The sequence below is a fragment of the Photobacterium sp. GJ3 genome, assembly GCF_018199995.1.
GTDB lineage: Bacteria > Pseudomonadota > Gammaproteobacteria > Enterobacterales > Vibrionaceae > Photobacterium.
In genome coordinates this window covers 1,262,234-1,275,505 of the sequence record NZ_CP073579.1, presented here as the reverse complement: position 1 = coordinate 1,275,505, position 13,272 = coordinate 1,262,234, and the positions used below count along the sequence as shown (strand labels likewise).

General features: G+C 52.7%; 9 protein-coding genes and 2 pseudogenes. 2 read left to right on the top strand and 9 right to left on the bottom strand.

Features of this window, described 5'->3' with window-relative positions:
- Nucleotides 1–198 precede the first annotated feature (198 nt).
- The 9 genes and pseudogenes from KDD30_RS22480 to KDD30_RS22440 all read right to left on the bottom strand — a co-directional run bounded on the left by KDD30_RS22480 (nt 199) and on the right by KDD30_RS22440 (nt 9,269).
- Nucleotides 199–2,313 (bottom strand): annotated as a pseudogene (locus tag KDD30_RS22480) (TonB-dependent siderophore receptor).
- A 160-nt stretch (nt 2,314–2,473) separates the two neighbouring features.
- The gene (locus KDD30_RS22475; RefSeq protein ID WP_211650799.1) at nt 2,474–3,379 is read right to left on the bottom strand and encodes an AraC family transcriptional regulator; all 906 of its coding nucleotides are present in this window, start codon (nt 3,377–3,379) and stop codon (nt 2,474–2,476) included.
- A gap of 98 nt (nt 3,380–3,477) precedes the next feature.
- A pseudogene (locus tag KDD30_RS22470) lies at nt 3,478–5,210 on the bottom strand (lysophospholipid acyltransferase family protein).
- A gap of 11 nt (nt 5,211–5,221) precedes the next feature.
- Entirely contained in the window at nt 5,222–5,671 is a 450-nt protein-coding gene (locus KDD30_RS22465; protein ID WP_211650798.1) for a hypothetical protein, read from the bottom strand.
- A gap of 20 nt (nt 5,672–5,691) precedes the next feature.
- The gene (locus KDD30_RS22460; RefSeq protein ID WP_211650797.1) at nt 5,692–6,144 is read right to left on the bottom strand and encodes a YHS domain-containing (seleno)protein; all 453 of its coding nucleotides are present in this window, start codon (nt 6,142–6,144) and stop codon (nt 5,692–5,694) included.
- The gene (locus KDD30_RS22455; protein WP_211650796.1) at nt 6,041–6,913 is read right to left on the bottom strand and encodes an NRDE family protein; all 873 of its coding nucleotides are present in this window, start codon (nt 6,911–6,913) and stop codon (nt 6,041–6,043) included. The genes KDD30_RS22460 and KDD30_RS22455 overlap by 104 nt, the downstream gene beginning before the upstream one ends.
- The gene (locus KDD30_RS22450; protein ID WP_211650795.1) at nt 6,913–7,461 is read right to left on the bottom strand and encodes a DinB family protein; all 549 of its coding nucleotides are present in this window, start codon (nt 7,459–7,461) and stop codon (nt 6,913–6,915) included. The genes KDD30_RS22455 and KDD30_RS22450 overlap by 1 nt, the downstream gene beginning before the upstream one ends.
- Nucleotides 7,462–7,536: 75 nt before the next feature.
- A complete protein-coding gene (locus KDD30_RS22445) occupies nt 7,537–8,613 on the bottom strand; it encodes a D-alanine--D-alanine ligase (RefSeq protein WP_211651938.1) in 1,077 nt (358 codons plus the stop codon).
- An 89-nt stretch (nt 8,614–8,702) separates the two neighbouring features.
- Nucleotides 8,703–9,269: a DedA family protein gene (locus KDD30_RS22440; RefSeq protein WP_211650794.1), complete on the bottom strand. Its 567-nt coding sequence runs from the start codon at nt 9,267–9,269 to the stop codon at nt 8,703–8,705.
- A gap of 282 nt (nt 9,270–9,551) precedes the next feature.
- Here KDD30_RS22440 and KDD30_RS22435 point away from each other — a divergent pair, with 282 nt between their 5' ends.
- Complete coding sequence (locus KDD30_RS22435; protein ID WP_371826108.1) at nt 9,552–11,570, top strand: alkaline phosphatase D family protein; 2,019 nt, start codon at nt 9,552–9,554, stop codon at nt 11,568–11,570.
- A 154-nt stretch (nt 11,571–11,724) separates the two neighbouring features.
- Nucleotides 11,725–13,269, top strand: coding sequence for a long-chain fatty acid--CoA ligase (locus tag KDD30_RS22430; RefSeq protein ID WP_211650793.1), 1,545 nt, complete (start codon nt 11,725–11,727; stop codon nt 13,267–13,269).
- Nucleotides 13,270–13,272 lie beyond the last annotated feature (3 nt).

The window sequence follows — 13,272 nt, the reverse complement described above, 5'->3', positions numbered from 1 at the left end:
ATGTTTTGCATCACAATATGAGTTCATATCATTTGTCGCATTAAATAAATTCTTTGAAGCGATACCCAAAAATAGTGATGTGATCGACATGACTACCCGCAATGAATGTCGATTGTGATTCAGTGAGGGCTAAATTAGGCAGGAAATAAAAAAGCCACTTCTGAGAATGGAAGTGGCTTTGGATGATTGATTCAATCGTTAGAACTGAAACGCGATTTTGGCTTCAATAGTACGTTCGGCACCAAACCAGCAGTTATTCTGATCAAAACAGGTGTAGTATGTTTCATCAAATAGATTGGAAGCACTCAAAGTAGCCGTCATCCGGTCCAGACTGGCGTCCAGTTCGCCGAATTGATAACGGGCGGACAGATCGAACAATGTATAGTCGGGGACTTTTCCTGAGTTTTGCGCGTCTAACTCGCTTTCACCCACATAGCGTACGCCTGCCCCAGTGTTGTGCCGCTTAGCATGCCCTGATCGACAGAGTAATTTGTCCATAGAGAAGCCATCTGTTCGGGCACCCAGACCGGGGTTTTTCCCTTTAAGCCGGAATGATCCTTGGTGATTTCAGCATCGGTGAACGTGTAATTGAACGCGAGATCAAAGTTGCTGGTGAATAGCCACAGACTCTCAAATTCCAATCCTTGGGTTTGTATTTCACCGGTTTGAATTTTATCGTAGGCGCTGCCATTGGGATCGCGGGTCACGACGTTTTGTTTGGTGAGCCTGTATGCCGCCAGACTGGCCGTTTGCGTCCCGTCATCCGACTGATATTTCACCCCGCTTCCCATTGCTGGCCTTCTGAAGGATCGAAGACTTTTCCAAAACGATCCTGCCCGGCGACAGGCTCAAAGCTTTCTGAATAGCTGACATAAGGTGAAAAGCCATTTCCCAGGTGATACAGCGCCCCGATACGACCCGTGAAGTGGTTCTGATCTATATCATCGGATTTTACGCCATCTGTTTTCTGGTCCAGGGTGTAGTGGTCAAAACGCCCCCGGCGATCATGATCAATTGGTTCCATCGGATCTGATCTTGAAGGTACACACCCAGTTGGGCTGTCTGAATGTCATAAGTCGCATTGTACTTGAAGCCGGGGTTGTTCGGGTCAATCTGATGGTTGTCCGGGTTGTAAAGATCAAGACTTGGAGCGCTGTAATCCAGCGTATCCTGATAGCGGACAGAAGAATCCATTTGCTGATAATCCAGCCCGATCAGCAGATTGTGCTCAACACTTCCCCATTGGTGTTTGCCGGAGAGCTGATTATCCAGAGTCAGAAATTTCAGCGCTTCGTCAGTCTGATAGGCGTTTCGGGACAGCGTTCTGTGATCAGCAGCCAGTGCGCCATTGTAGGTATTGGTTTGATGCAAGCTGGCATCGCTGTAACGCAGGTTATGCAGGATCGACCAGTCTTCATTGAAGTCGTGCAGGATCTTATAGCCAGCCATCAGGACTTCGCGGTCAAATTCATTCCAGTTGGCGTCACCGGTGAAAGTGTCTGGTGACAGCGGGCCTTCGGGACTTGGCAGGACCGTGCCTTGGGCGGGCAGTGTCGTATAAATTCCGGCGCTCGGATCCTTCTGATAGTAAAGATTGACATTCACCAGCGTGGCATCGCTTGCCTGCCAGTCAAAAGAAGGTGCGATCAGGTATCGCTCATCTTCTGCAGTGTTGGCCTGACTGTCGCGCTGACGAGCCAGCGCCAGAATACGGTAGTTCACATCACTGTTGCCGAATTGGCCTGTGGTATCGAGGGTGGCTTCTTTCAGGTTGCGGGTTCCGGTGCTGATCTCCACGGTGGTCTGTGCTTCTTTTTGCGGCGATTTTGCAATCAGATTGACCATGCCGCCCGGTGGGATGTTACCGTACAGCACGGATGTCGGGCCTTTAAAGACTTCCACTTGTTCCACAGCAAAATCGTCGACCTGGGCCTGTAAGTTCCAGCCACTCAGGTAGGGCAATTGCAAGCCGTCGTAGAAGTTCTGATAGTTGATAAATCCGCGGATATTGAACAAATCCAGGCGGGTGACGGCACCGCCGCGCAATTCTGTATTCACCCCGGAAACATACCGTAATGCTTCACTGACCGAATTCGTACCACGCAGGTCCAGTGTTTCCCGGTCGACCACCGAAATGGCCTGTGGGGTTTCTTCGGGTGACAGAGCGGTTTTGGTGGCGGTATTCCGGTAGGTTTCACCCAGAACCGTGATGGTTTCGACTTCAGGTGTCTCGCTGTTTTGAGCAAGGGTGGCGGCACTGAAGGTGGCTGCGATAGCGATGGCAAGGCCCGACAGGGCATATCTGCGTTGCATGATTGAAAACCTCGACTGCAATATTCTCAAGCCACAGGTCGTGGCTCGAAAGTTTTGTGAATGCAAATTGTTATCAATTGCATTTTAAGGATTTCAAACCGGGATAATTAACAATTTGGTGCATTCTGCCCGTGTGTGCCGTTCCGCAGTGATGCCGCCGTCAGCGTGTTTCAATCGGAAGCCAGTAAGTCATCTGATGTGCCGGATTATCGGGATCAAACTGGGGCGGATAAATTTCCAGTTCAAAACCATCCACGCCCCGGTAACTGGATTCAGGCAGCCAGGCGGCGATGAACCAGTGTAAAACCGTATCCAGTTGGTGAATCGGTCCGGAATAATGGATCACCGCATACAATTGCTCCGGGATGGTAAGGCGATGGCGTTCCGGGTTGCTTGGGGCGGTTGCGGGCAGATCCGGAGTGCAGACGCCCGCCCAGTAAGGTAATCCTGCGCGCTGGAGATGCCTTGTATCGGTGACGCCAATGCGGTTGATGGATGCTGTGTCAGGACAGGATTGGGTGAATTGCTGCCAGAGCGCAGGCACGGACTGGCCGTAATCTGGCTGCTCGGCAAACAGGCCCTGAATCATGCCAGTCATCCCGGTGATTTCAAATGCCGGACGCCGTTCAATCCGGATCTGTAACAACCGGTGGGGCAGCTCTGGTGCCATCGAAACGGGCCGGGTGGGCTGAAACGGTGTTCTCAGGCCGGTCAGTAAACCGCGTTTTTTGTAGGCACCGGGCGAGCAGCCGAACATTTGCCGGAAGGCACGAATAAAGCTGATTTCAGAATTGAAGCCGCAAGCCAGTGCAATATCCAGGACCCGGTCATTGGACGAGAGCAAGCGTTCTGCGGCATGGCTGAGCTTCAATTCGCGAACATACTGCGCCAGTGTCAGGCCGGTTTCGTGATTGAATACCCGCTGCAGTTGCCAGCGTGACCAGCAGCTTTGTTCGGCCAGATCGACGACAGACAAAGGCTGGTCCAAATGTGTGTGAATATAATCCAGAACGCGTTCAATCCGGGTGAATTGATAGGGTTTTTCTGTGTTTGCTGCGGTTTTCATGGCGACGGTTCAATGTCTGTAGTGTGTCCTTAACTGCCCTGAATCCTATCACTGAATGGATTCGACAGATAGGGAAGAACACCGCCGCCATGGTGGTGTCAGGCTTGATGTTTGTGCAGGTATTGCGTTGCTTCAGGTTTTCCCATGTATTTAGCCAGCGTGCGTTGCGGCACCTGAGGCAGATGGACCACGATCAGCCCGTCCAGGGCGTCGTTGAAGTCTTTATCCAGATTAAAACTAATCAGTTTGCCATTTAGGTTCAGGTACTGCTTCAGCAGAATGGGGACACTGGCTTGTCCGAGTCGGATCAGCAATTTCGACAGCAGTTGTGTATTGGCCAGTGCCGACAACATATCCGGGCGCCAGAGTGACCGGTTATTTTGCCCGGGTGGCGTTTTGGCACGCACCAGTTTGGCGGCGTCATGGTCGAAATGGTGTTCTTGCAGTGTCGAGATGATCAACTGCCTTGCCAGTGGACTGTATTCACTGCTGATACTGACCGGACCAAACAGATGGGTGTAATGCGGATGACGGGAAACATAAGTCGCAATGCCTTTCCACAGGAGCTGGAGCGCATGCAGGTCGCGCTGGTAGGGCGCATCAATGACCGAACGTCCGAGCTCGATCGCATGACCAAACTGATGAATCAATGATTCATCGTAGTGGAACAGCGAATTGGAATAGAGGCCGGTGACACCGCTGCTCGCCAGAATCTGATCGGTCAGTCCGAGCCGATAGGCGCCAACGAGTCTGTTTGCATCCCGATCCCACACAAACAGATGTTGATAGTTGGCATCATAGATGTCGAGGTCACAGGATTTCCCCGTCCCTTCATTCACCTGTCTGAAATTGGTTTCCCGGATTCGCCCGATTTCTTGAAGCAGGTGCGGAATTGACGGTGCGTCGGTGCAGTACACATCAAACTGTTTGAAACGGAGCAGGTGGCATTCATCATCCAGAAGTGTCAGCTCGGTTTGCAGTAACCGGGGATCGGCGGGCGGATCGATCGGCTCAGCGTTGGTCAGGACTGGCGCGTGATGCGGCGCACCCGGTGCGAGCAGATAAGTGTTCAGCCGTAGGTAATCCAGTGTCTGCTGGTCGGTGGTCATGTGTGACAGTTCGCGAAAGGGAATCGGCTGTCCGATGGCGAGCCCGATGCGTTGCGCTCGCTTGTTCAGAAGCTCCCGGCCAAGCAGCACGGTGCGCAATCTGGGATGAATTTTTCCGGCCCAGTAAAAAGGTTTGCTGTTTTGCCCCTGAATGAATATCGGCAGCACATCGGCCTGACTCTTTCGGATCAGCCGGGAGACAGAACGTTGCCAGGGGCAATCCGTTAAGGTGCCCTCAGAGTCATAAGCAGACACCTCGCCAGCCGGAAACAGCAGTAGAACACCGCCCTGTTTGAGATGATTCAGCGCCGCACGGGTCGCTTTCAGATTCGTTTTGCCAGAGGGGCTGAACACATCGACATCAATGAATAATGGCGCCAGCTCTTTGATTCGCGCCAGAAAGCGATTGGCCAGAATTTTCAGATCGGGCCGGACTTTTAAAATCAACTCCGCCAGAATCACGCCGTCCGCAGCTCCGAGCGGGTGGTTAGCGATGATCACCAAGGGCCATTTTCCGGCAGATTCCCGACAGAGCCGGATGCGATGTGGGCGTCAATGCCGAGCACATCCAGCGTGTAGCGCAGAAATTCTGCTGTATCCAGATCAGCCGGCAGGGCACGATAATAAGCATCAAGCCGGGATAAACCGGTGAGTTGTTCGGCGAATCGCTCGAACAGCCGGAAAGGGGTGCGGGCAGGCAGTTGAAAGGGGCTGGCTTCCATGTCACGACTCCTTACAGATATTCCGGATCAGCGATGGGTGGGTTTTTCTGCCGCAGGAAGCGGACAGATAACGTGGCAGCACTGGCCCAAACCAGACATGCCATCCCGAACAGGGCGCCGCCATCATCCCCGATGATCATGCCTTGTGCATCGAATTCGGGCATTGCGATTCCCAGCGGGGTGAAGAGGTGAAAAAAGATTGCGCCGCTGATGATGCCCAGCGACAGCAAGGCACCATAACCCTGCCAGCGAGAGAAGAGTAAAACGGATGCGATGAGCTCTGCCATTCCCACGCCATATGCGCCGTAGGTACCGAACCAGGCGAGTCCTGACCACGTTCCCAGTGTCGAGAAAATATGGACGGTTTCCGGAGAGCCGGAAAATTTGAACAACAGCGATTGCAGAAAAACAAACGCAATCAGAGCGCGTAACAGGGTGTTCAACGACAGCCATGTTTTCATGATGATTTCCTTTCAGAAGATTAGTTGAGGACGGCAGGCCAGCGTTGATCGGCAAGTTGAATCAGCGCATCTCTGTCAGCCAGCCATTGTTTTCTGACGGACGCATCGTAATTCAGGTACAGTTTGCCCTGATGAACGGTCCAGTGTTTTGGATTGCCCGGTGCCAGCGTGTTTTTGGCGCCCAAGGCCCAGGCGCAGTAGCCGCCGTATTGCGGTGCATATTTTTCCGGGTCTGCAAGAAAGGCATCCAGATGGGCCTGCGATGAGAAATACCAGTCCGCGTCCATGTAGCGGGTTTGATACTGGCTTTGTCCTTCCACGGCTTTTCCCTGCGTGAAATAAGCCACGGTATCGTAGCCACTGAGGGCTTTATCGCTGAAAAAGCTGGTGTAAATAGGATCCTCTTTGGCAAAAGCTGAGGAGGTGAAGAAGGGGCTGAACGCCAGCAGAAGCAGTATCAATAATCGTCTCATATGTCATTCCTTTAAATCGTGGCCTGTGTCTGAGGCATTGGGGGAAAGGTTCGTTGTAAGGCCGATTGAAATAAACTCGGTTCCTGACAGGGGCTTTATCGTAGTAGTGCATCTGAACCGTATTTTTGTTGCAGAGCACCTGGGTCAGACTCACGGTCTGAGAGTGCTCCCGGTGCATGCAAACGGAAGAGAAGCCGTGATCCGGTGCATGACTGTGGTGAAATTGCATCAGGGTCTCCGGACTGATGTGTTCGCTGGTCAGTTGTGCAAAGGTCTCGTGCCGGTTCTGGCGAACCGTTTCAAAAGCCACGGAAGATGACGTGACCGGGGCATCGACCGGGCAGACCAGCATCTGTTTCCCATCCCAGCATACGGCTGGAATGTCCTGCGCCGTAGTGTCTGCAGATGGGGCGAGAATGAGTAGAGTGAAGGGCGCAAACCGGGCGAGTCGCAGTTGGGAAAACTGCGACATCACTGAAGCGGCATCCGGGCAAAAGGCAAGGGCTCTGACAATCTGGCCCCGACTTGAATCTGCGGAATTCGGGGTTTCTCCCTGATAGTGATTCAGCAGGCACAATGACAGCCCATACTGATTCACGGCAATCCAGCTCCCCTGACCCAGTGGATCGATGGGCATTAGCGCCTGAGTCTGATACGCGGCCGAATGAAAACGTGCCGGGGGCTGGGCCAGCGGGCGTTCACGTCGTTCGTCGCGGTTGAACAGCAGTTCATATCCTTCAGGGGTGATTCGCCAGGATGCGGTACACATTATTTGAGTGACCTTAAGTAAGAGGCCGTAGCCGGTGCGTAAGAAAAGATATCTGCCGTCCGGACCTGACACATTTCGGCCGCAACCCGGACCACCGCAAAATGGTGAACGGTATGACTGGCCACGAACAACAGTTCCCGGCGCAGTGTGGAAGTCATTTGCACCACCTGTTGCGACATCACTGAATTTTCTGAACGTATGGTGACCGTGTTGTCCAGCTGAATGTCCGGTAAAGTCAGCAGCCAGTGCCGGATCTGTGCGAGTTCGTTCAGGCAGGTTTCTCGGCAATGCTCTACCCGGGCACCCCGGCGGCGGATATCGTAGTCAATTACTGCGTGATCGGGCGAGCATGTCATCAGCGCAAAATACTGGTCGATGATATGGCGCAGATGTGCCCCGATACTGCTTTGCACATAGGGTTTGGCGATATGCTGATATTGCTGCGGATTCAGCTGTTTGATCAGAGTGATGGCCTGATCAATGCCTTCAAGGTTTCCGGTAATGAAGGCTGCTTCTGTCGGGGCGATTGCTGTCATCGTTTCACTCATGGATTACCTGTTCTTCTGACAAAGTGATGTTTGACTGGGTTGCTTCGTGCGGCATCCGAGCCGAATTTCATGGATTCAGTCGGTTGGCGGGTAGGCCGCCACCAGACGTTTTTCATGTCGCCAGGCCCGCCACAGCGCACCCAGCGTTGGCACGGGATAACCGGCTTGTTTTTGCTGGTGGCCGATTTCGTACAGATACCGGTACTGGCAGAGTAAGGTCGAGAAAATCTCTCGCAGTGGTGTCTGACTATCCCAGATATGTGCCGCTTCACTGCTGGCACCATTCATTTCCAGAATCTCGAACGCTTCGCCGTTCATCAGGCTGTGAATGTCTTTGAATTTCACATCTAAGCGGCCAAAGTGGTAACCGGGATAATCGTCGAAAATACGATCCAGCCTGGCTGCAAGCGCTTGGGTGATGTAAGCGTTGCCATTTTTGAAAATGGCGCCTTTGCAGTGGCTGCCCGCAAACGCCAGCGGAAATACCGCGCCTTGTTCGATGACCCGGTCGGCCCATTCCGGGTGCCGGGGCAGGTAGAGGTGCGCGAGATGCTTTGCACGTTCGTCCTGCTCAATCAATCCTCTGAGGGTGCTGCGCCCATCGCCGATGACATACGGGGTATATTTAAGGGTCAGCGAAAAAATTTTCCCTTTCGATTCATGGGGATAACGGATATAGAAAATACCGGCTTCCGCCTGATACGTTGATTTTTTTTGCAGCAGATAACGGGCATTCGCCGGAAAGTGCTGCAGGTAAGCGCGCAGATCTGCATCGGAATGAAGGAGTTTGACGCCTGCGCCTCTGCAACCCTGATCGGGTTTGGCCACCAGGGGATAACTCAGGTGACGCTGAGTCAGACAGCGTTTGATGATCTTGATCTGGCTGTCCAGCGGCTGCGTGGTTCTGCGGAGTGTGGTAAATGGCAGAATCCATTGTCGGGCATAGCGGCCCGCCTGAGACAGGATGTCAGATTTGGACTCCCCGACCATGCCGCCTAAAGCGATCCCCGGATTGGCGACCAGAGGCAACCGAAGATCACGGTATCTGATGCCCTGACAGAGACTTTGCACGACCACGGGCAGATAAAAGATCCAGCCCGGCCAGAATTCATAGCGTGACAGGGCTTTCCCGCCGTGCCGGAGAACCGGCATCCCCTGATTCACCGTCGTCGGAGGAAGAACCGGGTGGGCTGGGGAGCGCTGTGGCTGTTTGGTTAAGGATTCCTGAATTAGTGGCAAGGTCACTCGGCACACTCCTGTTGATTGGGTGACCCGGCAATACAACTTGATTTGCGCTGGTTGGATGATCGCCGGTTAACAAAGAAAAACAAAACAAAGACGACAGGCAGCAACAGCCACTTCAGAGGACTGTTCTGGAACATGCTCAGCTGACTGAGATGATAGAAAAGCGTGAAAATGACGGCGGTCCAGAGGGCGGTCGCAACCAGAACTGCGCTGCAGAAAATCACCGGACGGACCGACAAGTACCCGCACAGGGTAAAACCGATTGTTCGCAGGCCGGGGGTATAGCGCAGCAGAAATATATTGAGAAATGGCCGGGATTCCAGCCGGTGTTGTATCCAGTGCATCGCGTGATGACGCAGTAACTTGCGCCGGAGCCCATCCCATCGCCGGGCATACCGGCCAAGCAAGAAAAGCATCAGATCGCCACTGGCAATCCCGATAAAGACTGCCAGTAGCGCCAGAGAGACAGGGATTGACCCACTGCCCGAAAGCAAGGCAGCGGTTGTAATAGCCACATCTTCAAGCAAATAGGAAAGCACGATGATGCCAAAAAAAAGAAGCATCGGACTGTGCTGGGGCTGTATCAGTAAATCCGTATACAAATGAATAACCCATGATGCGCTTAACCGAAAAAACTAAAAGTTCATTCAGCCAGAATGCCAGAGCAACCGGCTGCCCACATAAAGAGAGGAGAAACGACTAAAAATTTCATGGGTTACAGAATAATTTTTGAAAGCTTTCCGAAGGCAGGGACACAGACTTTGACATTTCACTGGCAAGCCGGGAGGGTGTATCGTTTACAATTGTTTATGGATTCAACGAATAACAACAGGTGAAGACAACGAATGACAGCCACAAGCCAAGCCTGCCATGAGGATGCAGAAACATCTATCGAGATGCAGTCAGCACCAGCGCTCCCGCTGGTATTAACCGGGCCGGTCCTGCGCCGGTGCAATGCCAGTGAGATCACCCTCTGGCTGGTGACGACGGCGCCATTGGAAGGCCAGTTTGTGTTGTATCCGGGCGATGATCATTCCCCCTGTTTTGAGGCGGATTTCACCGCATCGCAACAGATTCAGATCGGGCAGTCAGTCTGGATTGTGATGGCCCGGTTTACGGGCGAGTTTCCGCTGGATACTGTGCTGACTTATGAGATTGTCACGCAGCAAGGCCCGATCAGTGCGTTGATCCCTGAATTGCTTTATCCCGGCGAAGCGCGGTTGACGGTGATGTTTAAATCCCGAGCGGATTACATTCAGCATGGCTCTTGCCGGAATCCGCATTTTCCCGGAAAAGACAGCCTGGTTGCCGCGGATGAGAAAGTCGCGGGACTGGCGGTTGAGGATCGCCCGGCACTGCTGATGATGAGCGGGGATCAAATCTATGCCGATCATGTCGCCGGCCCGACTCTGGATGCCATCAGTCAGGTCATCGACTTGCTGGGATTGCCGGATGAAACCTTCACGGATGCCCCGTATGCGACCTTGTCTGAATTGCGCCAGAGTGCGAAACAATTATATGGTCGAGATCAGGTCTTGCCCGTGCATGAAGAAACCGGTAACTGGTTGTCGGACACCCGTTTGTTCAGTTGGCTGCCGAAGCCGCGTCGTCCGGTATTCAGCGCCAATGAATGTGAGAATCACCTGATTGGCCTGAGTGAATTTCTGGCGATGTATCTGTTGGTGTGGTCGCCTCAGGTCTGGCGGTTGGTGGATCATGGCCGCTTGCAGCAGCAGGGCTTTCAGTGCGGCGATCAGGTGCTTTCTGAAAAATGGCAGCAGCTCTGGCACAGAGAAAAACAGGAAATTGATGGCTTTATTGAGGGGCTGACCCAGGTACAGCGGCTGGTGGCCCATTTACCCACCTATATGATTTTCGATGATCATGATGTGACTGACGACTGGAACCTGACGATTGGCTGGGAGCAAGCCGCTTATCAGCATGCGTTTTCCCGCCGCATCATTGGTAACAGCTTGTTCGGCTACTGGCTCTGTCAGGGCTGGGGGAATGATCCGACTCAATTTGATGAGAAGTTCACCTCGTTGGCGCGCGCCTTTTTCGAACAACCCGGAGATAACACACAGGATGCCATGATTGAACATTTGTACCGGTTCGAACACTGGCATTATGAGATCGGCACTCAGCCGAAAATGCTGGTGCTGGATACCCGGACCCGGCGCTGGCGGTCTGAGTCAACGATGAACAAACCGTCCGGCCTGATGGACTGGGAAGCACTGATGGATATGCAGCACTCACTGATGAATGAAAGTGCAGTGATCATTGTGTCTCCTGCGCCGATCTTCGGGGTAAAGTTCATTGAAATGCTGCAACGGGTCATGACGTTGCTTGGTAAACCTTTAGTTGTGGATGCAGAAAACTGGATGGCGCATCCCGGTGCAGCCAATACTTTACTCAGTATTTTTACGCATACCAAAACACCGACGAACTTTGTAATTATCTCCGGCGATGTTCATTATTCGTTTGCTTACGATATCAAGCTGCGTTTTCGCCGGAACAGCCCCAGCATTTATCAGATTACGGCCAGCGGAATCAAAAATACCTTCCCGGAGCAGTTACTGCGCTTTTGCGAGCGGATGGACCGAATCCTCTATACGCCCTATTCGCCGCTCAACTGGTTCACCAAACGGAAACGGATGAAAATCTATAAACGCGATCCGGATACGCCGGGTCACGGACGACTGGTGAATACCAGCTGTATCGGAGAGCTTTGGATCAATGATCAAGGTAAGCCGGACCATATCGCTATCCTGACGGCAGAAGGCCAGTCGATTGGTTTTCCGCCCACCCGACAGGAAACAAAGCGTCGCTCGGAAACCAGCCGGAAACTGACGTCTAAATCCTGACGTTTGGTCAGAAGAGTATGCTCTTCACAATTTTTTAACAGGGTGTCGTGCTTTGTTTGACTTCAGTTAAACGTCCGTTTCATGCTGCTGTTTAAACGGATGAGCAATCCTTTGCTCAGGGAATAAGACGTGTGACTCATCACAAGGAAACGCCATGCTGAATCTTGCCGCTGCACTCCAACGTAATGCTGTGATCAATCCGGATAAAATTGCCATTGTCTGTGGGGAGACCCAAATCACTTATGCTCAGTTCAATGCGATTGCCAGCCAGATTGCGAACGGCCTCAAAGCCAGAGGGATCCAGCCTGGAGATCGGGTGGCTTTGAGCTGTCCAAATCTGCCGTTTTTTCCGCTGGTGTATTACGGGATTCAGAAGGCAGGGGCAGTCACCGTTCCTTTGAACGTGTTACTGCGGGCGAGAGAGATTCAGTATCACCTCGAAGATTCACAGGCGAAATTTTATTTTTGTTTTGAAGGTGTTGAAGGGCTGCCGATGGCAGAAGCCGGGATCGAAGCTTTTCAGAAAACAGACGCGTGCGAGCAACTGGTGGTGATGACGGCCGATCAGACGTTGTCAGAATATCAAGGATTTGAAACATTAACGTCGCTGATCCACAGACAGTCCGCCGAGTGTGACTATGCGCCGAGAAATGCCGATGATACGGCCGTGATTCTGTATACATCCGGCACAACCGGGAAGCCGAAAGGCGCTGAACTGACGCAGGCGAATCAGTATCTCAATGCCATGGCGGCGCAGAACCTGATGCAGATGGCAGGGCGGGATGTCCATCTGGTCACGCTGCCGCTGTTCCATACCTTTGGTCAGACCGTTAATATGAATGCACCGGTCAGTCTGGGTTGCACCATGGTGCTGGTGCCCCGTTTTGATCCGACGCTGGTGATGGGGCTGATTGAGAAACATGGTGTGACTTTATTTGCCGGGGTACCGACCATGTTTATCGGCATGAATTTGTGTCAGGCAGAATCTGATTGTTCCAGTTTGCGGATTGGCGTCAGCGGCGGCGCTTCATTACCGTTGGAAGTACTGAAAACCTTTGAGGAAAAATTCAGCGTGCCGATTCTGGAAGGCTATGGTTTGTCCGAAACCAGCCCGATTGTCTGCTTCAATCATCTGGATAAGCAACGCCTGCCTGGATCTGTGGGGCAGCCCATTCAGGGCGTGGAAGTGCGCGTTGTCGATGATAAGGATCAGCCGGTTGCATTGGGGGAACCCGGTGAGATCGTGATTCGTGGCCATAATGTCATGAAAGGTTATCTGAATCGTCCTGAAGAAAACGAACGCGCATTACGTCACGGATGGTTTCATTCTGGCGATGTCGGGCGGTTTGATGAACTGGGGAATCTGTTCATTGTGGACCGCGTGAAAGATTTGATCATCCGCGGTGGTTTCAACGTGTACCCTCGTGAGATTGAAGAAGTGTTCATGACGCATCCGGCGGTCGCCATGGTCGCCGTGATTGGTGTGCCAAGCAGTGAATACGGGGAAGACATCAAAGCCTGTGTTGTCCTGAAAGAGGGTCAGTTTGTTTCATCGCAAGAGCTGCGGGCCTGGGGGAAAACACAATTGGCTGCGTATAAATATCCGCGTCAGGTGGAGATTCGCGATACCTTACCGATGAATGCGACCGGCAAAATCATGAAAAAAGACCTGAAAGCGGAAATCACTCAGTCGGTCTGATCC